Raw genomic sequence first — 26,265 nt, forward strand, 5'->3', positions numbered from 1 at the left:
CACCCCCTACGGCCCGGCGACGAGCCAGGCGCGGCGGGACACACCGGCGGGGAACTTCCACCGGCTGGATGCGAGGTGTATGACGGTCACGGCGTGCGGCATGATCTGCGCCCGGGCCGGCGGCCGCCGGTAGAGGACTGAGCGGGGAGACGACCGGTGACCGACGAGCTTGTCCGGGTGTACGTGCCGGCGACCGTACCGATGCTGGCCCACCTGCGTGAGCAGGGGCTGACCGCCGACCAGGCGCACGCGGTGACCCCGGCGCTGCGCGAGTGGTACGCCGAGGGCGATGAGGAGGAGTTGGAGTACGTCGCGTTCACCCGGGCCGCCCAGGACGCGCTGCACCTACTCCGCGCCGATCCGGCCGCGCCCCGCCGCCGGGTCGTCATCTCGGCCGACCTGCCGCGCGCCGCGCTCGGGCGCGGTGATGGTGAGCTGGGTTCCAGCACGGTGACGTTGGCCGACATGGTGCCGGTGGGCGCCGTCGCGGCGATCCACGTGGACGGCACGGACGCGGTCGAGGAGGTCGCCGCCGCGGCCGACGTGGTGGCCGAGGCCGCCGCCGGTGACCCGGACGCCCAGTTCACCGTCGACGGCGCCGAGGACCACGAGCTGGAGTGGTACGACGTGAGCGAGCTGGACCAGCTGCTCCGGTCCGCCGGCTGAGCCGGACGCCGGTCGGGGTCAGCGGGCCCGGTCGACCTCGGCCGGGTCCGCGTCGTCCGCGTCGGCGTCCAGTGCGGGGGAGTCGTCGGCCGCAACGGGTTCGTCGTCGGGCCGAGCCGGGCCGAGCGTGCGGCCGAACGCGATGAGCGCGGTCAGCGCGCCCACGAAGAGCACCCAGATGCCGTTGTCCACCCGCGAGGTGCCCAGCGAGGTCTGCGCCACCGCGTCCGCCTCGCTCAGCGCGCCGGCCAGGTCGAGCAGCGACCGTCCACCGATCCGGATGATCACCTCGGCGAGCAGCAGGAGCAGCCCCGGCCCTGCTCCGGCGAGCAGGTACGCGGGCCAGCGCAGCGCCGGCGCGCCGGAATCGCGCCGCACGGCCTGTCGCCGTGCCCAGCGCAGGTAGCCGAAGGCGAGCAGCCCGGCCAGTAGGCCGGCGGCGAGCGACTCGGTGCGCGACACCCACTTCGCCGCGTTGACCAGCGACTCCTGGCTGTCGCCCGCGCCGAAGAGGTCGAAGAGCGGGTCCCGGGCGCGGCTGAACACGACCACGAAGACCAGAGTGCCCAGCGCGGCGGCCGTCGCCGCGCCGACCGCCGGTGCCGTCCGCGCGCCGGCCACCGCGCCACCGATGATCGCCGCAGCCGCGGTGGTGCCCGCGATCACGTTGGTGGTCGAGGTGTCGAAGTAGGTGAGGTTGATCGCGAGCGCGGCGGCCAGGCCGACCACCATCCCCGCCCCGATCGCGCCGACGAAGCGCAGGGTGACCCCGTCGCCGTACCGGCGGGACAGCAGGTTGCCGAAGGCCAGGGCGACGGCCGCCCCGGCGACCAGCGCGGCGGAGATCACGCCGGGCAGGGCGAACGCGGAGAGGCTGATCGCGGTGACCCCGGCCGCCGACGAGGCGATGGCCTCCCGGGTCGACCAGAGCATGGCGGCCAGCCAGCCGAGCGCCAGCAGCGCGAGCACGGCGGCGCCGGGCGCGGCCACGGGCCGACCGCTGGGGATGGCCGGGTCGACCGCCGGCTCGTCCGACTCCGCGGCCGGGACGCGGCCGGGCTGCTTGGTCATCGTCTCCCCTTCGAGGCGGCAGGTCACCGACCATTCAGGGTACGCGGGCCCGATGGACCTTCCGCCGTCACGGGACGGCCGCGACCGGTGCCGACCGGCGCGGCTCACGCCGGACGGGTGCCCGCTGTCCGGGCCGGCTCACCCGCCCGCGTCTCATCGGTAAGGAGAGGAGGGGTGGGGCGGTCCTTGGCGGGACGGCGGTGGTGGAGGTGAGGCGGGCACCCCAGCATGGAAGAATCGTGGGAGGTCCCGCCGCAGCTCGGCCCTCCCGTGCGGCGTCCGGTGTTCGACCGTCCGGTCGGTGCCCGCGGGTCCGGTTTCGCCACCGCTGTCGAGATCGCCAGGAGCCTTGATGGATGCCGTGTTCTCCGTACCCGAGCCGCGCAACGAGCCGGTTCGCAACTACGAGCCGGGCAGCCCCGACCGGGACCGGCTCCAGCGGCGGCTGACCGAGCTCGCCGCCGAGCGGATCGACCTGCCGATGACCATCGGCGGCGAGCAGCGGATGGCCGCCGGCGACCCGATCAACGTCGTGCAGCCGCACAAGCACGCGCACGTGCTCGGTGTGACGGCGCACGCCACCCACGACGACGCCCGCGCCGCGATCAAGGCGGCCAAGGACGCCGCCCCGATGTGGCGGGCGCTGCCGTTCGAGGAGCGCGCCGCGATCTTCCTGCGCGCCGCCGAGCTGCTCGCCGGCCCGTGGCGGGACACGCTCAACGCCGCCACCATGCTCGGGCAGTCGAAGACCGCGATCCAGGCGGAGATCGACGCGGCCTGCGAGTTCATCGACTTCCTCCGGTTCAACGTGCACTTCGCCCGGCGCCTGCTCGAGGAGCAGCCCAGCTCCTCGCCCGGCGTCTGGAACCGCTTCGACCACCGCCCGCTGGAGGGCTTCGTCTACGCGGTCACCCCGTTCAACTTCACCGCCATCGCCGGCAACCTGCCCTCGGCACCGGCGCTGCTCGGCAACACGGTGATCTGGAAGCCGGGCCCGACCCAGCAGTTCGCCGCGCACTTCACCATGCGGCTGTTCGAGGCCGCCGGCCTGCCGCCCGGCGTGATCAACATGGTCACCGGCCGGGGCGAGGAGGTCTCGGACGTCGTGCTCGCCGACCCGGACCTGGCCGGCATCCACTTCACCGGTTCGACCAAGGTCTTCCAGCAGCTGTGGCGGACCGTCGGCGACAACATCTCCCGCTACCGGGGCTACCCCCGTCTGGTCGGCGAGACCGGCGGCAAGGACTTCGTGGTCGCGCACACCAGCGCCGACGTGGACGCCCTGCACACCGCGCTGATCCGCGGCGCCTACGAGTACCAGGGCCAGAAGTGCTCGGCGGCCTCGCGGGCGTACGTGCCGCGCTCGCTCTGGGAGGGTGGCCTGCGGGACCGGCTGGCCGCCACCGCCGACTCGCTCACCTACGGCGACGTGGCCGACTTCAGCAACTTCGGCGGCGCGGTGATCGACGACAAGGCGTTCTCCCGGCACACCGCCGCGCTGGAGCTGATCGCCGGTGACGACACCTGCCGGGTGCTGGCCGGCGGCACCGCCGACGACTCGGTCGGGTACTTCGTCCGGCCGACGCTCTTCGAGTGCAGCGACGCCGCCCACGAGACCTTCACCACCGAGTACTTCGGGCCGATCCTGGGCGTGCACGTCTTCGACGACGCCCGTTTCGACGACGTGGTCGCGCAGGCCGAGTCGATCGCCCCGTACGCGCTGACCGGGTCGGTTTTCGCCACCGACCGTCGGGTGGTCGACGCGGTCGGTGAGCGGATGCGGTACGCGGCCGGCAACTTCTACATCAACGACAAGCCCACCGGCGCGGTCGTCGGGCAGCAGCCCTTCGGTGGCGCCCGGGCCAGCGGCACCAACGACAAGGCGGGTTCCTGGCTCAACCTGGTGCGCTGGGTGTCGCCGCGGACGATCAAGGAGACCTTCGTGCCGCCGACCGACCACACGTACCCCCACATGGGCTGAGAGGCGGTCGACCGCCGGCGGCGCGCGTGGCGCTGCCGCCGGCGGTAGCCTGGCCGGGGTGACGCACCCCACCCCCGCGCCCGACCCTCGCTTCGGCGAGCAGGGCGGCCTGCTCACCTACAGCGACTACCTTCGGTTGGCCGACCTGCTCGCCGCGCAGGTGCCGGAGTCCGACCCGGCCTCCCACGACGAACTGCTCTTCATCACCATCCACCAGGTGTACGAGCTGTGGTTCAAGCTGCTGCTCGCCGAGCTGTCCGACGCCCGGGACCGCATGCTGGCCGGCGAGACCTACCTGCCCCGGGTGCGGCTGGAACGCTGCCACGTGGTGGAGCGGGTGCTGGTCGGCCAGGTCGACGTGATCGACACGATGACGCCGCAGGACTTCCTGGCCTTCCGCACCAAGCTCGCCCCGGCCAGCGGGTTCCAGTCGGTGCAGTTCCGGGAGATCGAGTTCCTCTCCGGGCTCAAGGACCCGGATTTCCTGCACCGGTTCCGCCGGTTGCCGCCGGCCGAACGGGACCGACTGGAACGGCGACTGGTCGAGCCGAGCCTCTGGGACGGCTTCCTGGCCGTGCTCGCCCGGGCCGGGTTCCCGGTCGGCGACGCCGAGGCGCGCTTCGCGGCGTACGCCAGGATCGCCGCGGACCGGGAGCGGTTCGGGCCGCTCTGGGACCTCGCGGAGGCGCTGGTCGCCCACGATCAGGCATTTTCCCTGTGGCGAGCCCGGCACGTGCTGATGGCCGAGCGGCAGATCGGCACCAAGCCGGGCACCGGCGGGTCGGCGGGCGGCGCCTACCTGCGGTCCCGGGTGGAGACGCGCTTCTATCCGGAGTTGTGGGAGCTGCGCAGCCGGCTCTGACCGGGTCGGCGCGACCGGTCCGCGCAATCCATCGATAGTCCTCAGCAGACTGTCTGCGACCGACAGTGCACATAGGAAGTCCTGTCGGGTGGCAAACCGGCAAATCCTGGACGCCGGGAGCGCAAAGTGGCAGCGTAGTGGGCATGGCGGATTCCGGAGTCAACCCCACGGCGGCGGCCCTGCTCGGGCTGCTCCACGAGGGTCCCATGACAGGTGGCCAGTTGATGGCCGCCGCTGAGCGTCGGCTGGCGCCGTACTGGTCGATGACCCGCAGCCAGGTCTACCGCGAGTTGCCGGTGCTGGCCGAGCGGGGTTTTGTGCGGCTCGGCAAGCCCGGGCCGCGGATGAGTCAGCCGTACTCGCTCACCGCCAGCGGGAAACGGACATTTTCCCGCTGGTTGACGGAGAACCCGGGGCGGGACACCATCCGCAACCCGATAGCGCTCCGGATGGCCTTCGGCGAGTTGCACTCCGCCAGCCAGCTCAAGGGCCTGTACGCCTCCGCCAACGAATACCACACGGAGGCCCTCGCCCAGGTGCGGGAACAGGTGAAGAACGCCAAACGGGACGGGGAGACGTACGACGCCAGCGCGCTGGAGTTCGCCGTCGCCTACCACCGCGCGGCCCTGTCGTGGCTGAAGTCCGCCCCCGTCGGGTGACGATCGGCGGGTTCACGCATACGGAACGAGCTGAGCTGCCCACGGCACAGTACGCTTGTTTGTCGTGACCGCTGCCGATTACGCCGAACAGCTCAAGGAACTCGACGCCACCCTGCGAAACATCGAGGCCGTCCTCAACCTTGACCGTCTGCACGAGGAAAAGGCCCGGCTGGAGGAGGAGGCTTCCGCCCCGGACCTCTGGGACGACCAGGCCAAGGCTCAGCAGGTGACCTCGCAGCTGTCGTACGTCAACGGCGAGATCAGCAAGCTGGGCAGCCTGCGCGCCCAGCTTGACGACGCCCAGGTGCTGCTGGAGCTGGCCGAGGCCGAGTCCGACCCGGGCGTGCTGACCGAGGTCGAATCGGAGATCACCGGGCTGACCAAGGCCATCCAGGAGATGGAGGTCCGCACCCTGCTCTCCGGCGAGTACGACTCCCGGGAGGCGTTGATCGCCATCCGGGCCGGGGCGGGCGGCGTGGACGCGGCGGACTTCGCCGAGATGCTGCTGCGGATGTACCTGCGCTGGGCGGAGCGGCACGGCTACCCGACCGAGGTCTACGAGACCTCGTACGCCGAGGAGGCGGGCCTGAAGTCGGCCACCTTCGCGGTCAAGGTGCCCTACGCGTACGGCACGCTCAGCGTCGAGTCGGGGACCCACCGGCTGGTCCGGATCAGCCCGTTCGACAACCAGGGCCGCCGGCAGACCAGCTTCGCGGGCGTGGAGGTCCTGCCGGTCACCGAGCAGACCGACCACATCGACATCCCGGAGAACGAGATGCGGGTCGACGTCTACCGCTCCTCCGGCCCGGGCGGGCAGAGCGTCAACACCACCGACTCGGCGGTCCGGCTCACGCACATTCCGACCGGCATCGTGGTGACCTGCCAGAACGAGAAGTCTCAGCTGCAGAACAAGGCCTCCGCGCTGCGGGTGCTCCAGGCTCGGCTGCTGGAGCGCAAGCGCCAGGAGGAGCAGGCCAAGCTTGAGGGTCTCAAGGAGAACGCCGCCGGCTCGTGGGGCGACCAGATGCGCTCCTACGTTCTGCACCCGTATCAGATGGTGAAGGATCTCCGAACCGAGCAGGAGACCGGCAATCCGAGCGCGGTCTTCGATGGCGACTTGGACGGTTTCATCGAAGCGGGTATCCGTTGGCGCAAGCAGCGTCAGATCGCCGGCGACGGTGCGTGATCACACGCAGGCGGAGCGCGTCGTCGATCTCCCGGTAAGACCCTAATTCGAGGACGCGCACCGTCTGTGCGGGGCGTGGGGCTTGGCTCTGTCGTCACACCGCGTAGACTCACCACCCGTGATTCAGCTTGAGCAAGTGACGAAGACGTACCCGAAGGCGTCCCGGCCTTCGCTCGACAACGTGTCCGTCTCGATCGAGAAGGGCGAGTTCGTCTTCTTCATCGGTCCATCCGGCTCCGGCAAGTCCACGATCATCAAGATGCTGCTGCACGAGGTCGCCCCCAACAAGGGGCGCGTGGTCGTCAACGGCAAGGACGTCACCTCGATGCGCTCCTGGAAGCGACCCCACTTCCGGCGTTCGATCGGCTGCGTCTTCCAGGACTTCCGGCTGCTGCCGAACCGCACCGCGTATGAGAACGTGGCGTTCGCCCTTGAGGTGATCGGCAAGACCAAGGCGGTTGCCCGTCGGGTCGTGCCGGAGGTGCTGGAGCTGGTCGGGCTCGGTGGCAAGGAGCACCGCTACCCGCACGAGCTCTCCGGTGGTGAGCAGCAGCGGGTCGCCGTGGCCCGGGCGTTCGTGAACCGTCCGCTGATCCTCCTGGCGGACGAGCCCACGGGAAACCTGGACCCGGACACCTCGATCGAGATCATGCGTCTGCTGGACCGGATCAACCGCACCGGCACGACCGTCGTGATGGTCACCCACGACTCCAACATCGTGAACCAGATGCGCCGCCGCGTCGTAGAGATTGAGAGCGGTCGCATCGTCCGTGACCAGGCTCGCGGCGTTTACGGGTGAGCCGGCGCTCCACCCCTGCGCAGCCTGACGACGAACACTTCATGCCGGAGACCCGGAGGAACCCCCGATGCGCGTGAAATACGTCCTGTCCGAGGTACTGGTCGGACTGTGGCGCAACGTGACCATGACCGTCGCGATGATCATCACGATGGCGGTCTCGTTGACCATGCTCGGCGCCAGCGGTCTCATGTACCGCCAGGTCGACGACATGAAGGACCTCTACTACAAGAACATCCAGGTCTCGATCTTCCTTCAGACTGACGTGACCGACGAGCAGCGCGAGCAGATGAACGCGAAGCTCGAGGCTGACCCGCTGGTCAGCGACGTCATCTACGTCGACAAGGCCGAGGCGTACAAGCGGTTCCAGGAGATGTTCCAGGACGCGCCGGATCTGATCAGCGCCGTCAAGGAGGACAGCCTTCCGCCGTCGTTCCGGATCAAGCTGAACAACCCGGAGCAGTACAAGAACATCTACGACCAGTACAAGGACACCGAGGGCGTCGACGAGATCGTCGACCAGAGCCGACTGCTGGACAAGATCTTCAACATCCTCACCGCGATCCAGAACATCGCATTGGCCGCCGCCATCGTGATGGCTGTCGCCGCGCTGCTGCTGGTCGCCAACACCATTCAGGTGGCCGCGTACAGCAAGCGGCGTGAGGTGGCGGTCATGAAGCTCGTCGGCGCATCCAACTGGTTCATCCAGGCGCCGTTCGTGCTGGAGGCCGTCGTGGCCGGCCTGATCGGCTCGTTGCTCGGCCTGGCGGCACTGATAGCGGCGAAGTATCTGCTCTTCGACGGGTCGCTCAAGGCCCTGGAGGGCCTGCTCTCGCCGATCAGCTGGGGGGACATCCTGTTCATCTTCCCGCTGATGGCCGGCGTCGGTGGCCTGATCAGCGCCGTCACCGCCTGGACCACCCTCCGCTTCTACCTGCGGGTGTAGCGACCGTAGGGGTCGTCCCGTCGTCTCCCGGGGGCCCTCCCGCGCCGGAAATAAACGGCGCGGGAGGGTCCTTGTGATTCAGGTAGCATGATCGGTTGTCCGGCCGGGGTGACCCCGGCGGGTGATGATCAGGAGAGGGGGTGGCGCCGATGCCACGGGAAAAGGGGCGCAAGGTGGTCGCCTCCAACAAGAAGGCGCGCCACGACTACTCGATCCTCGACACGTACGAGGCGGGCATGGCGTTGACCGGCACCGAGGTCAAGTCGCTGCGGGCCGGGCGGGCGTCGCTCGTGGACGCGTTCGCCCAGGAGCGCAACGGCGAGTTGTTCCTGCACGCGATGCACATTCCGGAGTACACCCAGGGCACCTGGACCAACCACGAGCCCCGGCGTACCCGCAAGCTGTTGCTCAACCGTGGGGAGATCGACCGGCTGATCGGCAAGACCCGCGAGGGGGGCCTGACCATGGTCCCGTTGCAGGTCTACTTCTCCGACGGCTGGGCCAAGGTGGAGATCGCCCTGGCCAAGGGCAAGAAGGCGTACGACAAGCGGCAGGACCTCGCCAAGCGGGACGCGGACCGGGAGATCGCCCGGGTCAGCGGTCGACGCGGCAAGGGAATGGACGACTAGTTTGTCCCGTTTGTCCGGGTCGGCACGCCGACCCGGGGCTCGGGATGAAACCCGTTGCGGCAGGCGTTAGTCTTGTCAGTGCCGCCAACATCGGCGGCCTGTCGAGGGGGTGACTGGTTTCGACTTCGTACGCAGCGACAGGGGAAGCGAGCCGAGGAAGCCGACGTCGTCTCGAGAATCGGTCGTCGGAAACTTATAAGCGCCAAGAACAATCGCGCTGACTTCGCTCTCGCCGCCTGAGGCGAGTAGCTAAGTCTGTCGGCCTGGGAACGCCTTCGTCCCAGTAGCCGGCATCAGCTAGGAGGCTGGCCAATCGGACCCGGTCGCGGGGTCCGTGCGGCGAGATTAATCAGCGACTGGGCCCGTCACACCAACTTGCTCGCGTGAGCGGTGGGGCCGAGTAGAGGCACAGCGAGCTGCGCTCGGAGAAGCCCTGACAAACCGGCGAAGGACCCGGGTTCGATTCCCGGCACCTCCACCACCTCGAAAGCGATGCGCCCCGGCCCACCGGCCGGGGCGCATCGTCGTATCCGGGGTCCCCGGGTTTTCGCACCCGGCGGACGCCAGCACGCGGCCGGCAGCCCGGCTCGCCTAGGCTGCCGGCTGTGCGGATCGAGGAACTGCGCCTGTCGGTCGGTGCGTCACCCGGCCAGCGCACCGTCTCGGTGCTGGCCGGCGTGTTCGTCGCCGCCGTCGGTGCCGCGTTCGTGTTGCTGCCCCTGGTCGCTGACGGGTTGCTGCGCCAGCTGACCGGCCCCGGCGACGGGTTCGCCTCCTATGAGGAGGCCCGCGACGTGCCACCGGGGATGTTGCCGCCCGCGCTGCGGGACTCCGGCGGCGGTGGCGGCTGGGACCAGTCCGGGTCCGGCCGGCTCGTCGGGCTGTGCGGGCTGCCGTTCGCCCTGCTCGGCGTCTACCTGGTGCTGCGGGTGCTGCGGACGGCCGCCTGGCTGGACGGCAGTCGGGTGCGGGTGCGCGGCGCGTTCGGCAGCCGCATCGTCGACCTCGCGACCGCCCGGATCGACGCCGGGATGGTGCCGTACGGCGGGGCGGGGGACGACGACCCGCGGGCGCGGGGGCACCGCGCGCCGGTCATCGTCGCCACCGACCACGAGAGCGGACGGCGGCTCACCATCCCGCTGCACGGCATGGGGCTGCCCACCCTGCCCCCGTCCGAGCTGCGGGCGCTGGCCGACGCGATCACCACCGGGCGTCCCTCCGACGGCCGTGACGGCGACGCGCACGCTGTCGCCGGCGCGCTGCGTCGCCTCGCGGAGCACCCCTTCGCCGGTTGAGCCGCATACGGGTGGGGCGCGCGGGACCACTGCGGCGGGTGGGGCAGAAGAGGCGGCCAGGGGCCCTGGACAGGGGCGGACGGGCGGGTTCACCATCGCGGTATGCGGTAGCAGCGCAAGCGCGGGAGGTGCCCATGGTCACCGGTCCGGTTCAGCAGCCGACAGTCGTCGCCCGGCCGCCCGCCGCGCATTCGCATCCGGCCAGCCTCCCCACCGAGCGGCTGCCCGGTGACCCGCGCCCAGCGGGGCTCACCGGTGACGTGCACGTGCTCGCCCGTGCTGTCGCCGCGGCGCCGACCGAGCCGCACTGGCGCGAACGCGTGCTGCTGCGGCTGCACCCGGTCAGGCAGGGCTTCACCGAGCACGTCCAGGTCACCGAGGGCCCCGGCGGGCTCTACCGGGAACTGCTCACCCACGCGCCCCGGCTCTGCCACGGTGTCCGGCTGCTGACCCGGGAGCACACGGCGATCGGCGCCGCGCTCCTGGCCGTGCAGCGGGTCGCCGAGCAGTCCGACGCCAGCCCGGACGAGCTGCGCCACCGGGCCGCGTACCTGCTGCGGACGCTGGCGCGACATCGGCGGCGCGGCGCGGACCTGCTGTGGCAGGCGTACCAGACGGACCTGGGTGGCGAGACCTGAGCGTGGGCGCGCCGACGGCGGGAACCAGGGCGTCGACGGGACCGTCGAAACCCGCATGCGTCGATCGCTTCTGCTCCTCGGTCTGCCCCTGCTGCTGCTCGCGGTCGGCTGCGCCCCGACGGGCGGCGGCCCGGCCGACGGACCCACCGCCCCGGCGCACCGGTCGGAAACCTTCGACCAGCGGGCCACCGAGGTCGCGGAGGCGTGGCGCCCCGGCCCCGAATGGCGCACCGGGTACGTCCCGTTGCAGGGGCCGACGGTGCTGACCGGCGACCCCCGCTTCACCCCCGACACCGAGGCCGCCTTCCGGGCCGGCTGGTACCGGGAGCAGGTGCCCATTCCGCCCACCCGGGTCGGCGGGGAGATCCGCTTCCCGGACGGCCGGCTGACCCTGCCGTTGGTGAGCGCGGCGGAGGCGTACCGGCAGCTCCACCAGGGTGACCCGCTGCCCTGCCCCGGGCGACCGAAGCGGCCCGGACTGCCGACCCCCGGCCCCACCATCGAACCCGGCCCGGACGGCTGGGTCAGCAGCGGCCCCGAGACCGCCTGCCTTCCGCTGACCGTCACCGGCGTCACGCTCGGCACCGTGCCGGTCCGCACCAGCCGGGGCGAGGCGCAGGTCCCGGCCTGGCTGTTCACCGTCGAGGAGTTGGCCGTTCCGGTGGCGCGGCTCGCCGTCGCGCCGACGGCGATCGTTCCAGTCCCCGACCCCACCGCCCCGGCGCGGCCGCTGCCGGACGGACTGCTGTCCGCTCAGGACCTGACGGCCGTCGACGGCGCGCGGCTGACCGTCCGGCTCGGTGTCGGCGCCTGCGACACCGGGATCACTCCGCTCGTGCGGGAACGGCCGGACGTGGTGGTGGTCGGCGGGGGCTTCACCGCCCGGTCGACCGGCCCCTGTCCCGACCTGCTCAAACTGGAGCCGGTCACCGTCACCCTGGCCGCGCCGCTGGGCGCACGGCCGGTGCTGGACGTCTCCACCGGCACCCCGCTGTCGATCGCCCCGCGCTGACCGGCTGAGGCAGGCCGGGAGTGCCGGTCAGAGGATGGTGGGCACGTCGGTGCTGATCGGCACCGGCAGCACGGTGGGGCGGTCGGCGCGCAGTCCGGCGGCGAGCGCCGAGTCGAGCTGGTCGGGTGTTTCGACCACCTCGGTGGCACAGCCGTAGCCGGCCGCGATCGCCGTGATGTCCAGGCCCGGCAGGTCCAGTCCGGGCACCCCGGGCGTCTTTTTCAGTTCGGCGAACGCCTTGAGGATCGCGTACTGCTGGTTGACCGGCACGACCACCACCACCGGCAGGGACAGCCGGGCGGCGGTCCACAGCGCCTGCACGGAGTAGTGGAACGAGCCGTCGCCGACCACCGCCACCACCGGTCGGCCGCGCCCGGTGTCCCGCTCGGCCAGCGCCACCCCGACCGCGGCCGGCAGGCCGTAGCCGAGACCGCCGCTGGCCATCGTGAAGTACGACGCCGGGCGGGCGATCCGCAGCCGGCGGCGCAGTGCGGACAGGTTGGACGGTGACTCCTGGATCAGCACTCCGTCCGCCGGCCAGTGCGCGGCCAACGCGGCAAAGAGCGCGTCCGCGCTCAGCGGCGCGGTGACCTCCGGCGGCGCCGGGGCGGCCCGGGGCGCCGGTGGCGACCGGTCGGCCGGCGGCACCAGCTCGAGCAGCGCGGCCAGGGTCAGCCCGGGATCGCCGAGCAGGCTGTCCCCGACCGGGGCCCGGGCGGCCTCGTCCGGGTCGTCCGTCACGTGCAGCAGGCGGGTGCCTTCGGGCAGGTGATCGCCCGGCACGTACGGGTAGTAGCGGAATACCGGAGCGCCGACCACCAGGACGGTGTCGTGTCCACGCAGCGCCTCGGCCAGCGGTCCGATGGCGAACGGCAGCACCCCGCGAAACTGCGGGTGGTCCTCCGGGAACACGGCCCGTTCCGGGGCGGGGGCCGACCAGACCGGCGCGGCCAGCCGTTCGGCCAGCGCGATCGCGGTCGACCAACTCCCGGACCGGTCCACCCCGGGCCCGAACACCAGGACGGGGTCGCGGCTGCCGGCCAGGGCCCGGGCGAACTCGTCCAGCCGCTGCGGGTCCGGTGCGAACCGGGTGGCCACCGTGCGTGGTGCGGGTGGGGAGTCGGCCGGCTGGTCCCAGTCGTCCATCGGCAGGGACAGGAACACCGGCCCGGCCGGCGGCTGCACTGCGGTCGCGTACGCGCGCAGCAGCGCCGCGGGGATGTCCTGCGCCCGGACCGGCTCGTAGCCCCATTTCACGTACGGCTGGGGGAGCTCGGCGGCCCGACGGCTGGTGAGCCGGGGTTCGAGCAGCAGCATCTCGCGGGTCTGCTGGCCGGCGGTGACGATCAGCGGGGTCTTGTTGTGCCAGGCGGTGACCATGTTGCCCATGCCGTTGCCGGTGCCCGGGGAGGTGTGCAGGTTGACGTGGGCGGGTGCGCCGGTGGCCTGGGCGTAGCCGTCGGCCATCGCGACCGCCGTCGCCTCGTGCAGGGCGTGGACGTAGTGGAAGTCGGCCGGGAAGTCCCGCAGGAACGGCTCCTCGGTGGAGCCGGGGTTGCCGAAGATGGTGGTCATGCCGAGGGTGCGGAGCACGTCGTACGTCGCGTCCCGGACCGTTGCCATCGCCACCTGCCTCCGTGTCGCGCGCAGGGACGACCGCGCCGCCCTCTCGATCAGCCGAATCTATCGGGATGTGACGGACCTTTCGGGCGTTTCCCGGGCGTCGTGACCGGGCGCGCACCCTGGCGTATCCGGTCGTGCCGGGGCGGGAACGCGATCCGTCGATCACCGCGACGCCCGCCGTCGGTGCCGATCGGCCCTCCGTCTCAACTGTCCGATCACCCGCCGGTCAGACCTTAGCCAGCACCCGGGACGCAGGCTATGGTGCCAGGCATGGCGTTGACAGCACGGATGATCCCGGTGCACCGTGCGGATCCGGTGGGTGGCGGATCCCCGGCGCGGGTTCACGGTTGACGGGTGTGTGGGATGCAGGGAGAGGGCCAGGCGATCGGCGGACGGGCGATGGAGTCGATGACCGGGCGGCTGCTGGTCGCGACTCCGGCCCTCAAGGACCCGAACTTCGACCGTACGGTGGTGCTGCTGGTCGCCCACGAGCCGGGCGGCGCGCTCGGCGTGGTGCTGAACCGGGCCACCGAGGTGCCGGTCGCCGAGGTGCTCGGCGACTGGAACGACCTGGCCCGTCACCCGGCGGTGCTCTTCGAGGGTGGCCCGGTGCAGCCCGACTCGGCCATCTGCCTGGCGCGGATGCGCCACCCGCTGCGCCGGGTCAAGGGCTTTCACCAGGTCTCCGGGGCGGTCGGCACGATCGACCTCTCGGTCGACCCGGAGCGGCTGCGGGAGAGCATCGGCGGCATCCGGGTCTTCGCCGGCTACTCCGGCTGGGGGAGCGGCCAGTTGGAGCAGGAGATCGCCGACGGCTCCTGGTTCCTGCTGGACGCGCTGCCCGGTGACGCCTTCGTCGACCGGCCGGACGACCTGTGGCCGATGGTGCTGCGCCGGCAGGGCGGGATGATGGCCGCCGTCGCCCATTTCCCGCCGGACGTGGCGCTCAACTGACCCGCTTCGGCGGGAGCCCGGGGGCGGCGTCGGCGGGGACCCCGCGAGATGACCATGCCGAACGGGATGTGTATAGTTTCCCAGTGCCCGGGCGACCGGGACACAGCAAGGGGCCGTGGCGCAGCTGGTAGCGCACCACACTGGCAGTGTGGGGGTCAGGGGTTCGAGTCCCCTCGGCTCCACCTTGCGAAAACGCCCTGACCGGGAGTATCCGGTCAGGGCGTTTTCGGCTGTAGGTCAGGGGTCCGCGATTCCCGGCCGCCCCGACGTCGAACCTTTGTCGCCCCGCGCCCGTACCACTGCGCGGGAGGTCACACCATGACCGTGCGCCGAGTGCTCGCCGCCGTGCTGGTCGCCGTCGCGGCCATGCCGTTCAGCGCCGCGCCCGCCGCCGCGCACGGCGCCCCGACCAGCCCGGTCAGCCGGGCCGCGGCGTGCGGACCCGAAGGTCGGTACGCGGCCACCAGCGCCTGCCGGGCGGCGGTCGAGGCGGGTGCGGCGGTACGCGAGTGGGACAACGTCCGGGTCGCCGCGATCAACGGCCAGGACCGGGAGAAGATCCCGGACGGTGAGCTGTGCAGCGGAGGGCTCTCCGCGTACCGGGGGCTGGACCTGCCCCGCACCGACTGGCCGAGCACCGAGCTGACCGCCGGCGCCCGGTTCACCTTCCGGTACCGGACCACCATCGAGCACCGGGGCAGCTTCCGGCTCTACGTCACCCGGCCCGGCTATGACCCGCGCGCGCCGCTGACCTGGGCGGATCTGGAGTCGCGCCCGTTTCTGACGGTGACCGACCCGCCGGTGCGGGCCGGGGCGTACCAACTGCCGGGCCGGCTGCCGGCGGGCCGCGACGGCCGACACCTGATCTACACGATCTGGCAGAACTCCAACACCCCGGACACCTACTACTCCTGCTCCGACGTGGTGTTCCGCGCGGCGCGCGGCGGCACGGCGACGGGTACCCCGAAACCGGCCGCCGCGACGAAGGGCGCGCCGGCGGTGTCGCGTACCGCCGCGAGCCGGCCGGCCGGCACCGAGCCGGCGGTGGCGGCGGCGGCCGACCCGGGCGTGCCCGTGGCGTCGGTGACCGACCTCAGCAGCCGGTGGCCCATGCTGGCCGGTGCCGCCGCCGTGCTGGTGATCGCGCTGCTGGTCGGCGCGGCTCGGCTGCGTCGCGCCGGCGCCGCGCCGGTCGGACGGCAGTGCGGGGTGCGCAACCACCGGGCGGGGCGGCGCCGGATCTGGTGACCCGGCCCGCGCCGCCGCCCGGCGGCGCTCAGCCCAGGTGCCGGTCGATCTCGGCCAGCTCCTCGGCGCTGAAGTCGAGATTGTCCAGCGCGGCGATGTTCGTCTCCAGCTGCTCCACGCTGCTCGCCCCGATGATCAGGCTGGTCATCCGCGGGTCGCGCAGCGCCCAGGCCAGCGCGAGCTGGGCCAGTGACTGACCGCGCCGCTCGGCGACCGCCCCCAGCCCCCGGATGGTGGCCATCTTCTCCTCGCTGAGGTCGCTCTCGTTGAGGAAGACGCTGGTGCGCACCCGGGAGTCGGCCGGGATGCCAGCCAGGTAGCGGTCGGTCAGCAGACCCTGGGCCAGCGGGCTGTACGCGATGCAGCCGGCGCCGACCTGCTCCAGCGTGTCGAGCAGGCCGTCGGCCTCCGTCCACCGGTTGAGCATCGAGTACGACGGCTGGTTGATCAGCAGCGGCGTGCCCAGCTCGCCCAGGATCGCGGCGGCGCGAGCGGTCTGCTCGGAGTTGTAGTTCGAGATGCCCACGTAGAGGGCCTTGCCGGAGCGGACGATGGCGTCCAACGCGCCCATCGTCTCCTCCAGCGGGGTGTCCGGGTCGAACCGGTGCGAGTAGAAGACGTCGACGTAGTCCAGCCCCATCCGGCTCAGTGACTGGTTCAGCGAGGAGATCAGGTTTTTGCGCGAGCCCCATTCGCCGTACGGGCCGGGCCACATCAGGTAGCCGGCCTTGCTGGAGATCACCAGCTCGTCCCGGTACGGCTTCAGGTCGGTGGCGAGCATCCGGCCGAAGTTCTCCTCGGCGGCGCCGGGCGGCGGGCCGTAGTTGTTGGCCAGGTCGAAGTGGGTGACACCCAGGTCGAAGGCGCGCCGGACGATGTCGCGCTGGCGCTCGTACGGGCGGTCCGGGCCGAAGTTGTGCCACAGGCCGAGGGAGACGGCGGGCAGCCGCAGGCCACTGCGTCCGCTGCGCCGGTAGGTCATCGTTTCGTAGCGGTCATCCGCGGCGAGGTAGGTCACGATCATGAGCCTAGCTCCGGCTCGGGGTACGCGGGATCGGGCGCGTGGAGCCGGACATAGGGGTAGCTTCGAGGCCATGCGTCTCATCGCGCTCGACACTCCCAAACCGCTGTCGAAGATCGGGTTGGGCACCTGGCAGTTCGGCTCCCGGGAGTGGGGCTACGGCCCGGAATTCGAGCGCCAGGCGGCGCAGATCGTGCGGCGGGCCCTCGAGTTGGGCGTGACCGTCTTCGACACCGCTGAGGTCTACGGCTTCGGGCGCAGCGAGCGGATCCTCGGCGCGGCGCTCGGCGACGACCGGCCCAAGGTGGTGGTCGCGTCCAAGCTCTTCCCGGTCTGGCCGGTGGCCGCGGTGGTGCAGCAGCGGGCGGTCGCCTCGGCGGCCCGGCTCGGCGTCACCTCACTGGATCTCTACCAGGTGCACCAGCCCCACCCGCTGGTCGCCGACCACACCACCATGCGCGGCATGCGCGCGTTGCAGGACGTCGGGCTGGTCGGCGAGGTCGGGGTGAGCAACTACGGGCTGCGCCGCTGGCAGGTCGCCGAGGCGGCGCTCGGCCGGCGGGTGCTCAGCAACCAGGTCCGCTACAGCATGGTGGACCGCGCACCCGAGCAGGACCTGCTGCCGTACGCCCGGGAGGCCGGCCGGGTGGTCATCGCGTACAGCCCGCTGGCCCAGGGCTTCCTCTCCGGCCGGTACGACGCGAAGAACCCGCCGACCGGCGCGGTCCGGCGGGCCAACCCGTACTTCCTGCCGGAGAACCTGGAGCGGGGCAGCGCCCTGATCGACACGTTGCGCCAGGTCGCCGACGCGCACGACGCCACCCCCAGCCAGATCGCGCTGGCCTACGTGCTGCGCCACCCGAACGTGCTGGCCATCCCCGGCGCGTCCGGAGTGGAGCAGATGGAACGCAACGCCGCCGCCGCCGACATCGACCTCGCCGACGACGAGTACGCCGCGCTGGCCGAGGCCGCCAAACGGTTCCGCCCGATCACCGGCCTCGCCGCGATGCCCCGAATGCTGCGCGCCCGGTTCACCAGTCCGACGGGAAAGTGAGCACAGTGGACGACATCACCGCACTGATCCTGGACGACCACGCCGCCTTCCGGCGCGGCTTCGCCCGCTTGGACGACGCCCGCGACGAGCAGGAGCTGTTGGCGATCTGGGACGCACTCGCCCTGCACCTGGACATCCACGCCGAGGCCGAAGAGGCGATCCTCTACCCGCACCTGGTCAAGCACGGCGACGACGGCGAGGACGAGACCGCCGACGCGATCGGCGACCACAACAAGATCAGGGACGCCATCGCCGAGTCCAAGCTGCACCCCGTCGGCTCGGAACGCTGGTGGACGGCGGTCGGCACGGCCCGTCGGGAGAACAGCGAGCACCTGGCCGAGGAGGAGGACGAGGCCCTACCCGACTTCCGCCGGCATGCCAGCAGTGAGTTGCGCGCCGAGCTGGGCCACCGCTGGCTCACCTTCTACGGCGAGCACAAGAACGGGCGTGACCTGGCGTTCCGCGACAAGGACCCGCAGTCGTACGTGGCCGACCACCGCTGAACGCGGCCCGATCTCCCCGGCGCGGGGGAGTCGCGGAGGCCGGTGACGGCAGCAGAATGGCGGGGTGACCCCCCGAGCGGCGCTGGCCCCGCTGGTCGCCGGCAGCACCTGGCGGCGCGGCGTGTTCCTGCTGCTCGGCGGGGTGCTGGCGCTCCCGTACGGCCTGCTCGCGGTGACCTTCGCCCAGCTGCTCACCGGCTCGGAGGTCCCCCGTCCGCTGGTGTTCGCCCTGCTGGTGATCGCGCTGGTGATCGCCGTGGTGCCGCTGCTGCTCGACGGCAGCCGGGCGCTGGAGATCGCCGCCGTACGGGCGCTGCTCGGCGTCGACCTGCCCGACCCCGCGCCGGGGCACCGCGGCGACCGGGACACCCGGCTGCGCAGCGCGCTCTGGATCGCCACCCACCTCATCATCGGCGCGCTGGTGATGGTCGCGCTGATCACGGCCGTGCCGATGGCGCTGGCCTTCATCGCCCAGCAGTTCGGCGTCGGAGCCGAGTTGACCAGCCGGGAACGGTTCGGGCCGCTGGACGGGCGGGACACCGGCTGGCTGACGCTGACCGGCGTGGTCCTGCTGGTCGGGCTCGGCTACGCCGTCGCCGGGCTCGGCGCGCTCGCCGGGTCGATGGCGCCGGTGCTGCTCGGCCCGGCCCCGGCGGAGCGGATCGCCGCACTGGAGGCGCGGGCCACCCGGCTCGCCGAACGCAACCGGCTGGCCCGGGAACTGCACGACTCGGTCGGCCACGCGCTGACGGTGGCCACCCTCCAGGCCGGGGCCGCCCGCGAGGTGCTCGACACCGACCCGGAGTTCGTCCGGCGGGCGCTCACCGCCATCGAGGAGGCCGGGCGGACCGCGATGGACGAGCTGGACCACGTCCTCGGGCTGCTCCGGGAGACCGGTGGCGACCGGCCCGGGGTGGCGCCGCAGCGTACCCTCGCCGACCTGGATCGGCTGGTCACCGACGCCCGCGCGACCGGGCTGGCGGTACACGCGCACCGCACCGGCGACCCGTCGCGGGTGCCCTCGGTGGTCTCCCGGGAGGGCTACCGGATCGTCCAGGAAGGGTTGACCAACGCGGCACGGTACGGCCACGGGCCGGTGACGCTGCGGCTCGATCTGCACCCCGACGCGCTGGAGCTGGAATTGGTCAACGCGATGGGTCACGTGGGCCGGGCCGACCCGGGCCGGGGCGGCCGCGGCCTGGACGGGATGCGGGAACGCGTGCTGCTGCTCGGCGGCCGGCTCAGCGTGGGCCCGGACGGCGGCCGGTGGCTGATCCGGGCCCGCCTGCCGTACGAGGAGACGCGATGACCACCGGTGTGCTGATCGTCGACGACGACGAGCTGATCCGGGTCGGGCTGCGGGCCATCATCGACGCCCAACCCGACCTGCGGGTGCTCGCCGAGGCCGCCGACGGCGCCGAGGTGCCGCCGCTGGTCGCCCGGCACCGGCCGGACGTGGTGCTGATGGACGTGCGGATGCCCGGCATCGACGGCATCCAGGCCACCCGACACCTGCTGGCCACCTCCGCCGACCCGCCGCGGGTGCTGGTGGTCACCACCTTCGCCAACGACGAGTACGTCTACGAGGCGCTGCGCGCCGGCGCCGCCGGCTTCCTGCTCAAACGGGCCCGGCCGGCCGAGGTGGTCGAGGCGGTCCGGGTGGTCGCGGCGGGGGAGTCGCTGCTCTTCCCGGCCGCGATCCGCCGGCTGGCCGGCGCGTACGGCCCGACGGGGGGCGACCGGCTGACCGCCGCCCGGCTCACCGAGCGGGAGGCCGAGGTGCTGCGGCTCATGACCACCGGCCGGTCCAACCCGGAGATCGCCGCGCACCTGGTGGTCGGCGTGGAGACGGTCAAGACGCACGTCGGCAACGTGCTGGCCAAGCTGGGCGTACGCGATCGCACCCAGGCGGTGATTGCCGCCTACGAGTCCGGCTTCGTCACCCCGTCCGGCTGACCGGTCCCTCTCTGGGGGGAGCGGGTTCACCGCCGCGCGGGAGGGGCCCGGCCGGCCACCGGCCGAGGCTGGGAGCATGACGACGATCACTGCCTCCCGACCCCGTCCCGACTCCCGATGGCCCGACCGGCTGGCCCCGCTGGCCGCTGGCTGGCTCGGCCTGTGGGGCGTGCTCGCCCTGCTCGGCACGCTCACCGGCGCCGGCTACCCGTTCGGCACGAACGACCCGCACGGCGGCGACGTCAACCTGCTGCGCCTGGTGCCGGTGCAGCTGGCCACCCCGCTCTTCGCCGGGGTGCTGCTGACCGCCGCGGTGGCGGCGCTGGCGATGAGCCGTCCGGCCGTACGCCCGCCCGGCCCGCTGCGGGCGCTGCTCGCCGGATACGGCTGGACGGTGGCGTTCGTGCTCGCCGTGGTCGTTCCGGACGCCCGGGTGCTGGTCATCCTCGGCTACGCGCCGATGCTGATCATCGGGGCGCCGTTCGGCTGGCCGCCCGTCGACTACGCCGAAATCTTCAACTGGGCGCTGTTCGCCCGGTTCGCCGCGCTCGTCGGCGGGCTGCTGCTGGCCGGGGCGGTGCTCGCCTGGCAGCGCCGCACCGCCGGGGCCTGCGTCGGCTGCGGCCGCTACGACACCGACCGGGGCTGGACGACCCCGGCCGCCGCCGCGCGCTGGGGTCGGTGGGCCGCCGGCATCGCCGCGGCCATCCCGCTGGCGTACGCGGTGACCCGGTTCGCCTGGGCGGCCGGCATCCCGCTGGGCATCTCTGAGGAGTTCCTGACCGAGATGCGGGAGACCGGACTGGTGTGGGCCGGGTTCGGGCTGGGCGCGTTCGCCACCGTCGGCGCGATCCTCACCCTCGGGCTGGTGCAGCGGTGGGGCGAGCGGTTCCCCCGCTGGATGCTCGGGCTGGCCGGCAGCCGGGTGCCGGTGAAGCTGGCCGTGGTGCCGGCCACCCTGGTCGCCGTCGCGGTGACCGCGGCCACCCTGGGGCTGCTCAGCAACCCCGAGTTCTGGCAGCTCACCCACGGGTTCAGCCTGGCCGGGGCGCCGATGCTGCTCTGGCCGTTCTGGGGGGTGACGCTCGGTGCCGCCACCTACGCGTACCACCTGCGCCGCCGCGGAGCCTGCCGGCGCTGCGGTCGGGGCTGATGGTGGGAGCGGGGGTGCCCCCCGATGCCGGGGCGCCCCCGCGAATGTGAGCTAGCGTGGGTCGGGTGACTGCGCCCTCCCCGGTAATCCCGGTTCCACCGGCCGACCTGCCCGGCACGCTCGGCGCGCTTCGGGCGGCCGGTCACCAGTACCGCACCGTCAAGCAGGAACTCCGCGGCAACCTTCTGGCCCGGATGCGTGCCGGCGAGGCCCGCTTCCCCGGCATCGTCGGCTACGACGACAGCGTGCTGCCCGAGGTCGAGCGGGCGCTGCTCGCCGGGCACGACATGGTGCTGCTCGGCGAGCGGGGCCAGGGCAAGACCCGGCTGATCCGCTCCCTCGGTGCGCTGCTCGACGAGTGGACCCCGGTCATCCCCGGCTCGGTGCTCAACGAACACCCGATGCACCCGCTCACCCCGGCGTCCCGCGCCCAGATGGCCGAGGCCGGCGACGACCAGCCGGTCGGCTGGCTGCACCGCTCGATGCGCTACGGCGAGAAGCTGGCCACCCCGGACACCAGCGTCGGTGACCTGATCGGTGACGTCGACCCGATCCGGATCGCACAGGGCCGCACCCTCGGCGACCCGGAGACCATCCACTTCGGGCTGGTGCCCCGTACCAACCGGGGCATCTTCGCCGTCAACGAGCTGCCCGACCTGGCCGAGCGGATCCAGGTGGCGCTGCTCAACGTCCTCGAGGAGCGGGACATCCAGGTCCGCGGCTACCAGCTGCGGCTGCCGCTGGACCTACTCCTGGTGGCCAGCGCCAACCCGGAGGACTACACCAACCGGGGCCGGATCATCACCCCGCTCAAGGACCGGTTCGGCGCGGAGATCCGTACCCACTACCCGCTCGACCTGGAGTTGGAGCTGGAGCTGATCCGGCAGGAGGCCGACCTGGTCGCCGAGGTGCCGGAGCACGTCCTGGAGGTCCTGGCCCGGTTCGCCCGCGCGGTGCGCGAGTCACCGTCGGTGGACCCGCGCTCGGGCGTCTCCGCCCGGTTCGCCATCGCCGCCGCCGAGACCGTGGCCGGTGCGGCGCTGCGCCGTGCCGGTCTGCTCGCCGCGACCGGCACCCCGGAAGGACGCCCCGAGGCCGCGGTGGCCCGGGTCGGCGACGCGGTGTCGACGACCAGCACCCTGCGCGGCAAGGTCGAGTTCGAGAGCGGCGAGGAGGGGCGGGAGATCGAGATCCTGGCCCACCTGCTGCGGACCGCGACCGCCGAGACGTTCCGCGCCCACCTGGCCGGGCTGGACCTGTCCGGCTTCACCGGCCTGGTCGAGGACGGCGCGGCGATCGAGACCGGCGAGCTGGTCGGCGCCGCCGAGCTGCTGCGCCAGGTGGGCACCGTGCCCGGGCTGGCGAAGGTGCTGGACCGGCTCGGCCTGGGCGACGCGCCCACCCCGGAGGAGGCCGCCGCCGGTGTCGAGTTCGTGCTGGAGGGGCTGCACCTGACCCGCCGGCTCGGCAAGGACGTCACCGACTCCGGGCGCACCGTCTACGGCGGCCGGGGCTGACCGTGGCCGGCAACCGGTTCCGGTACGGGCAGTGGCGCGGCGGCCCCGACCCGCTCGCGCCCCCGTACGACGTGCGCGAGGCGGTGGACGCGGTCGGCGCCGAGGTGCTGGCCGGCGGCAGCCTGCGGGAGGCACTGCGCGACCTGCTGCGCCGTGGTCCGCAGGGGCGTGGCGGGCTGGACGACCTGGCCGCCCGGGCCCGCCGGCTGCGCCGGGAGGCGCTGCGCCGGGGTGACCTGGACGGCGCGGTGACCCGGGCGCGGGCCCTGCTCGACCAGGCCCTCGCCGCCGAGCGGGACGAGCTGCGCGGCCGCGACGACGATGGCGCGCGGTTCGCCGAGTCGGTGCTGGACAACCTGCCCCGCTCCACGGCACGGGCGGTGGAGGAGCTGGCCGGCTACCAGTGGGCCAGCGCGGACGCCCGGCAGTCGTACCAGCAGATCCTCGACCAGCTTCGCGGCGACGTGCTCGGCCAGCGCTTCGCCGGCCTGCGCGACGCGGTGCGCGCCTCCGCCGACCCGGCCGTCCAGGCGCGGCTCGCCGAGATGATGAGCGACCTGAACGACCTGCTGGCCCGGCACGGCCGCGCGGAGGACACCACCGACGCGTTCGCCGAGTTCATGCGCCGGCACGGCGACTTCTTCCCGGAGCGGCCGGAGACCGTCGACGAGTTGATCGACGTGCTGGCCCGGCGCTCGGCGGCGGGCGAGCGGCTGATGAATTCGCTCTCCGACCGGCAGCGCGCCGAGCTGGCCGGGCTGATGCGGCAGTCGCTCGGCGACCAGCTTGCCGGGGAGCTGTCCGCGCTCGACGCCAACCTGCGGGCGCTGCGGCCGGACCTGCGGTGGGGGCGCGGCGAGCGGGTCCGGGGCGAGCAGCCGCTGGGCTACGCCGACGCGGCCGGCGCGTTGGGCGAGATCGGCGAGCTGGACGACCTGCTGGACCAGCTCGACCAGGAACACCCCGGCGCCACCCTGGACGACGTGGACGTCGACGCGGTGGCCCGGACGCTGGGCCGGAGCGCCGCCGACGATGTCCGCCGGCTGCGTGAGCTGGAGCGGGAACTACGCCGGCAGGGCTGGGTGAGCCGGGACGCGGACGGGCTCACGCTGAGCCCGAAGGCGCTGCGCCGGCTCGGCGGGACCGCGCTGCGGCGGGTCTTCGCCGACCTGACCGCTGGGCCGCGGGGCCAGCATGATCTGCGTTCGGCGGGTGCCGCCGGCGAGGTCAGCGGCGGGTCCCGACCCTGGCAGTACGGCGACGAGCAGCCGTTGGACGTGGTCCGCACGCTGACCCGGGCGGTGAGCCGGGCCGGGCCGAGCGTGCCGGTGCAGCTCGCGGTGGACGACTTCGAGGTGGTGGAGACCGAGAAGCGGGCCTCTGCGGCGGTGGTGCTCTGCGTCGACCTCTCGTACTCGATGATCTCCCAGGGGCGCTGGGGGCCGATGAAGCAGACCGCGCTGGCGCTGGCGCACCTGATGGAGACGCGCTTTCCGCAGGACGCCCTGCAGATCGTCGGCTTCGGCCGGGAGGCGATGACGCTCAGTCAGCAGGAGTTGGCCGCCGTGGAGCCGGACATGGAGCAGGGCACCAACCTCCAGCACGCGCTGCGGCTGGCCGGTCGGCACCTGCGTCGCCATCCGGACGCCGAGCCGGTGGTGCTGGTGGTCACCGATGGCGAGCCGACCGCCCACCTGGATCCGGACGACGGGGAAGCGCTGTTCCACTGGCCGCCGCTGCCGGAGACGATCGAGGCGACCGTCCGCGAGGTGGACCGGCTCAGCCGCTACGGCGCCACCCTCAACCTGTTCATGCTCGGCGACGACCCGGGCCTGCGCCGCTTCGTCGACGCGGTGGCCCGGCGCAGCCGAGGCCGGATGTTCACCCCGGACACCGACGACCTGGGCGAGTACGTGGTCAGCGACTACCTCCGCTCCCGCCAATCCCGCCGCTAACCCCCGCCCGGCGGGGTTGACTGGGGGTGTGGAGAGCGGGGGGCTGCGGCGGGCGTACGACGCGGTGTTCGCGGAGATCGACGGGGCCGGGTTCGGGCCGCCGCCGGAGGGGCAGCTCAGCGCCGAGCAGATCGTGGCGCACCTGGTGGCCAACGACGAGCTGATGATCCAGGCCACCGAGGCGTTGCTGGCCGGGTCGGCGTTCGCCTACTACGACCTGGACGACATGCACCGTCCGCAGCTCGACGCGCTGGTCGCCGAGCAGGGTGGCCTGCGTGGCCTGGCCGCGCTGCTGCACGGCACCAGTGACCGCCTGTGCGAGCTGGTCGACCAGCTCGGCCTGGCCGCGGAAACCCCGGTCGAGACCCACCTGCGGGAGGGCTTCGACCTCATCGTCGAGGACACGCTGCCCTGGTCGCGCACCCTCGACCTGCACACCCGCGTCCACCTCCCCAAACACCAGGCCCAACTCCACATGCTCCGCACCTGACCCCCGTGGGCGGGTGGTCGGGCGTCAGCTCCTGACGGGCTCGGCGCGGGGGTGGAAGGTGCGGCGGTAGGCGGAGGGGGCCACGCCGATGCGCTGGTGGAGTTGCTGGCGCAGGGCGGCGGTGGTGCCGAAGCCGCAGCGGTGGGCGATCTGGTCGACGGTGAGGTCGGTCGTCTCCAGCAGCAGTCGAGCGTGGTCGGTGCGCTGTTGGAGCAGCCACTGCGCGGGGCTCAGCCCGGTCTCCGAGCGGAAGCGCCGGGTGAAGGTGCGCACGCTCATCCGGGCCTGGTCGGCCAGGTCGCGCAGCGCGATCGGTTCGTGCAGCCGCTGCCGGGCCCACTCCCGGGCGCCGGCGGTGCTGGTGTCGGTGGCCTTCGGCACCGGCCGCTCGATGTACTGCGCCTGGCCGCCGTCGCGCCAGGGCGGCATCACGCAGCGGCGGGCCGCCCGGTTGGCCACCTCGCTGCCGTGGTCGAGGCGGATGACGTGCAGGCAGAGGTCGATGCCGGCGGCCACTCCGGCCGAGGTGAGCACCCGGTCGTCGGCGATGAACAGCACGCCCGGGTCCAGGTCCACCCGGTCGTGCAGCCGGCGGAACTGCTCCGCGTACGCCCAGTGGGTGGTGGCCCGACGCCCGTCGAGTAGCCCGGCGGCGGCCAGCACGAACGCCCCGGTGCAGATCGACATCACCCGAACGCCCCGCTCGTACGCCGAGCGCAGCGCCTCGGCCACCTCCGGCTCGACGGTGCCCGAGGTTAGCGCGCTGCCGTCGTGGATGCCCGCGACGATCACGGTGTCGGCGGTGTCGAGCAGTTCCAGCCCGTGGTCCGGGACCACCTGGAAGCCGGCGGTGCTGCGGACGGGCTGGCCGCCCGGAGTGCATATCCGCACGTCGTAGAAGGACGTCCCGTCGGCGGCCCGGGCAGTGTTGAACACCTGGGACGGGGTGCCGAGGTCCAGGCCGACGACCTGGTCGAGGGCGAGTACGGCGATCCGGTGCGGGCGTACGGTCATGGCCCGATTATTGCGCATGATGGCTTTCCGGCCACT

The 26,265-nt window shown here is 72.6% G+C and carries 25 protein-coding genes, 1 tRNA gene and 1 other RNA gene; 23 read left to right on the top strand and 4 right to left on the bottom strand.

Annotated features, from left to right (window positions below):
* Nucleotides 1-156: 156 nt before the first annotated feature.
* On the top strand, nucleotides 157-666 hold the full coding sequence (locus ABZU69_RS03380) for a hypothetical protein (RefSeq protein ID WP_354962801.1): 510 nt from the start codon (nucleotides 157-159) through the stop codon (nucleotides 664-666).
* A gap of 18 nt (nucleotides 667-684) precedes the next feature.
* Here ABZU69_RS03380 and ABZU69_RS03385 read toward each other — a convergent pair whose 3' ends face one another.
* Nucleotides 685-1,737, bottom strand: coding sequence for a hypothetical protein (locus ABZU69_RS03385; protein WP_354962802.1), 1,053 nt, complete (start codon nucleotides 1,735-1,737; stop codon nucleotides 685-687).
* Nucleotides 1,738-2,089: 352 nt separating this feature from the next.
* Between ABZU69_RS03385 and pruA the strand changes: the two genes are divergently transcribed.
* The 11 genes from pruA (at nucleotide 2,090) to ABZU69_RS03440 (ending at nucleotide 11,741) form a co-directional block, all read left to right on the top strand.
* Nucleotides 2,090-3,718 carry an L-glutamate gamma-semialdehyde dehydrogenase gene (gene pruA / locus ABZU69_RS03390; protein WP_354962803.1) on the top strand — a complete coding sequence of 543 codons (1,629 nt, stop codon included), beginning with the start codon at nucleotides 2,090-2,092 and terminating at the stop codon, nucleotides 3,716-3,718.
* A 58-nt stretch (nucleotides 3,719-3,776) separates the two neighbouring features.
* Nucleotides 3,777-4,580 (top strand): tryptophan 2,3-dioxygenase family protein, encoded by an 804-nt coding sequence (locus ABZU69_RS03395; RefSeq protein WP_354962804.1) that lies wholly within the window; start codon nucleotides 3,777-3,779, stop codon nucleotides 4,578-4,580.
* A 143-nt stretch (nucleotides 4,581-4,723) separates the two neighbouring features.
* A complete protein-coding gene (locus ABZU69_RS03400; RefSeq protein ID WP_354962805.1) occupies nucleotides 4,724-5,239 on the top strand; it encodes a PadR family transcriptional regulator in 516 nt (171 codons plus the stop codon).
* Nucleotides 5,240-5,303: 64 nt separating this feature from the next.
* Nucleotides 5,304-6,425, top strand: a complete 1,122-nt coding sequence (gene prfB, locus ABZU69_RS03405; RefSeq protein ID WP_354962806.1) for a peptide chain release factor 2 — start codon at nucleotides 5,304-5,306, stop codon at nucleotides 6,423-6,425.
* 118 nt (nucleotides 6,426-6,543) lie between these two features.
* Entirely contained in the window at nucleotides 6,544-7,224 is a 681-nt protein-coding gene (gene ftsE, locus ABZU69_RS03410; RefSeq protein ID WP_030331491.1) for a cell division ATP-binding protein FtsE, read from the top strand.
* A gap of 67 nt (nucleotides 7,225-7,291) precedes the next feature.
* Nucleotides 7,292-8,167 (top strand): permease-like cell division protein FtsX, encoded by an 876-nt coding sequence (gene ftsX / locus ABZU69_RS03415; RefSeq protein WP_354962807.1) that lies wholly within the window; start codon nucleotides 7,292-7,294, stop codon nucleotides 8,165-8,167.
* Between the two features lie 149 nt (nucleotides 8,168-8,316).
* Complete coding sequence (smpB, locus tag ABZU69_RS03420) at nucleotides 8,317-8,796, top strand: SsrA-binding protein SmpB (RefSeq protein WP_354962808.1); 480 nt, start codon at nucleotides 8,317-8,319, stop codon at nucleotides 8,794-8,796.
* 105 nt (nucleotides 8,797-8,901) lie between these two features.
* Nucleotides 8,902-9,277, top strand: a transfer-messenger RNA (tmRNA) gene (gene ssrA / locus ABZU69_RS03425).
* 124 nt (nucleotides 9,278-9,401) lie between these two features.
* Nucleotides 9,402-10,091, top strand: coding sequence for a hypothetical protein (locus ABZU69_RS03430; RefSeq protein ID WP_354962809.1), 690 nt, complete (start codon nucleotides 9,402-9,404; stop codon nucleotides 10,089-10,091).
* Nucleotides 10,092-10,225: 134 nt separating this feature from the next.
* Nucleotides 10,226-10,729, top strand: coding sequence for a hypothetical protein (locus ABZU69_RS03435; RefSeq protein WP_354962810.1), 504 nt, complete (start codon nucleotides 10,226-10,228; stop codon nucleotides 10,727-10,729).
* A 55-nt stretch (nucleotides 10,730-10,784) separates the two neighbouring features.
* Nucleotides 10,785-11,741 carry a hypothetical protein gene (locus ABZU69_RS03440; protein WP_354962811.1) on the top strand — a complete coding sequence of 319 codons (957 nt, stop codon included), beginning with the start codon at nucleotides 10,785-10,787 and terminating at the stop codon, nucleotides 11,739-11,741.
* A gap of 27 nt (nucleotides 11,742-11,768) precedes the next feature.
* On the opposite strand, the gene mdlC is transcribed toward ABZU69_RS03440, so the two are convergent.
* A complete protein-coding gene (gene mdlC / locus ABZU69_RS03445) occupies nucleotides 11,769-13,364 on the bottom strand; it encodes a benzoylformate decarboxylase (protein WP_354962812.1) in 1,596 nt (531 codons plus the stop codon).
* Between the two features lie 363 nt (nucleotides 13,365-13,727).
* On the opposite strand from mdlC, the gene ABZU69_RS03450 reads away from it, so the two are divergent.
* The 3 genes from ABZU69_RS03450 (at nucleotide 13,728) to ABZU69_RS03460 (ending at nucleotide 15,566) form a co-directional block, all read left to right on the top strand.
* Complete coding sequence (locus ABZU69_RS03450; RefSeq protein WP_354962813.1) at nucleotides 13,728-14,318, top strand: YqgE/AlgH family protein; 591 nt, start codon at nucleotides 13,728-13,730, stop codon at nucleotides 14,316-14,318.
* Between the two features lie 109 nt (nucleotides 14,319-14,427).
* A tRNA-Ala gene (locus ABZU69_RS03455) sits at nucleotides 14,428-14,500 on the top strand.
* A 136-nt stretch (nucleotides 14,501-14,636) separates the two neighbouring features.
* Entirely contained in the window at nucleotides 14,637-15,566 is a 930-nt protein-coding gene (locus tag ABZU69_RS03460; protein ID WP_354962814.1) for a lytic polysaccharide monooxygenase, read from the top strand.
* 28 nt (nucleotides 15,567-15,594) lie between these two features.
* Here ABZU69_RS03460 and mgrA read toward each other — a convergent pair whose 3' ends face one another.
* Complete coding sequence (mgrA, locus tag ABZU69_RS03465) at nucleotides 15,595-16,590, bottom strand: L-glyceraldehyde 3-phosphate reductase (RefSeq protein ID WP_354962815.1); 996 nt, start codon at nucleotides 16,588-16,590, stop codon at nucleotides 15,595-15,597.
* A gap of 70 nt (nucleotides 16,591-16,660) precedes the next feature.
* On the opposite strand from mgrA, the gene ABZU69_RS03470 reads away from it, so the two are divergent.
* From ABZU69_RS03470 to ABZU69_RS03505, 8 genes are all read left to right on the top strand, one after another.
* Nucleotides 16,661-17,641, top strand: coding sequence for an aldo/keto reductase (locus ABZU69_RS03470; protein ID WP_354962816.1), 981 nt, complete (start codon nucleotides 16,661-16,663; stop codon nucleotides 17,639-17,641).
* Entirely contained in the window at nucleotides 17,638-18,144 is a 507-nt protein-coding gene (locus tag ABZU69_RS03475) for a hemerythrin domain-containing protein (RefSeq protein ID WP_354962817.1), read from the top strand. The genes ABZU69_RS03470 and ABZU69_RS03475 overlap by 4 nt, the downstream gene beginning before the upstream one ends.
* Before the next feature lie 64 nt (nucleotides 18,145-18,208).
* Nucleotides 18,209-19,453, top strand: a complete 1,245-nt coding sequence (locus ABZU69_RS03480; RefSeq protein WP_354962818.1) for a histidine kinase — start codon at nucleotides 18,209-18,211, stop codon at nucleotides 19,451-19,453.
* Complete coding sequence (locus tag ABZU69_RS03485) at nucleotides 19,450-20,100, top strand: response regulator transcription factor (protein WP_074317086.1); 651 nt, start codon at nucleotides 19,450-19,452, stop codon at nucleotides 20,098-20,100. The genes ABZU69_RS03480 and ABZU69_RS03485 overlap by 4 nt, the downstream gene beginning before the upstream one ends.
* Nucleotides 20,101-20,176: 76 nt before the next feature.
* Nucleotides 20,177-21,253 (top strand): hypothetical protein, encoded by a 1,077-nt coding sequence (locus tag ABZU69_RS03490; protein WP_354962819.1) that lies wholly within the window; start codon nucleotides 20,177-20,179, stop codon nucleotides 21,251-21,253.
* 56 nt (nucleotides 21,254-21,309) lie between these two features.
* Nucleotides 21,310-22,770: a sigma 54-interacting transcriptional regulator gene (locus tag ABZU69_RS03495; RefSeq protein WP_354962820.1), complete on the top strand. Its 1,461-nt coding sequence runs from the start codon at nucleotides 21,310-21,312 to the stop codon at nucleotides 22,768-22,770.
* Nucleotides 22,771-22,772: 2 nt separating this feature from the next.
* On the top strand, nucleotides 22,773-24,725 hold the full coding sequence (locus tag ABZU69_RS03500; RefSeq protein ID WP_354962821.1) for a VWA domain-containing protein: 1,953 nt from the start codon (nucleotides 22,773-22,775) through the stop codon (nucleotides 24,723-24,725).
* Nucleotides 24,726-24,753: 28 nt separating this feature from the next.
* Nucleotides 24,754-25,215 carry a hypothetical protein gene (locus tag ABZU69_RS03505; RefSeq protein ID WP_354962822.1) on the top strand — a complete coding sequence of 154 codons (462 nt, stop codon included), beginning with the start codon at nucleotides 24,754-24,756 and terminating at the stop codon, nucleotides 25,213-25,215.
* A 24-nt stretch (nucleotides 25,216-25,239) separates the two neighbouring features.
* On the opposite strand, the gene ABZU69_RS03510 is transcribed toward ABZU69_RS03505, so the two are convergent.
* Nucleotides 25,240-26,247 (bottom strand): helix-turn-helix domain-containing protein, encoded by a 1,008-nt coding sequence (locus ABZU69_RS03510; protein WP_354962823.1) that lies wholly within the window; start codon nucleotides 26,245-26,247, stop codon nucleotides 25,240-25,242.
* Nucleotides 26,248-26,265 lie beyond the last annotated feature (18 nt).

The organism is Micromonospora sp. NPDC005206, from assembly GCF_040608175.1.
Classification (GTDB): domain Bacteria; phylum Actinomycetota; class Actinomycetes; order Mycobacteriales; family Micromonosporaceae; genus Micromonospora.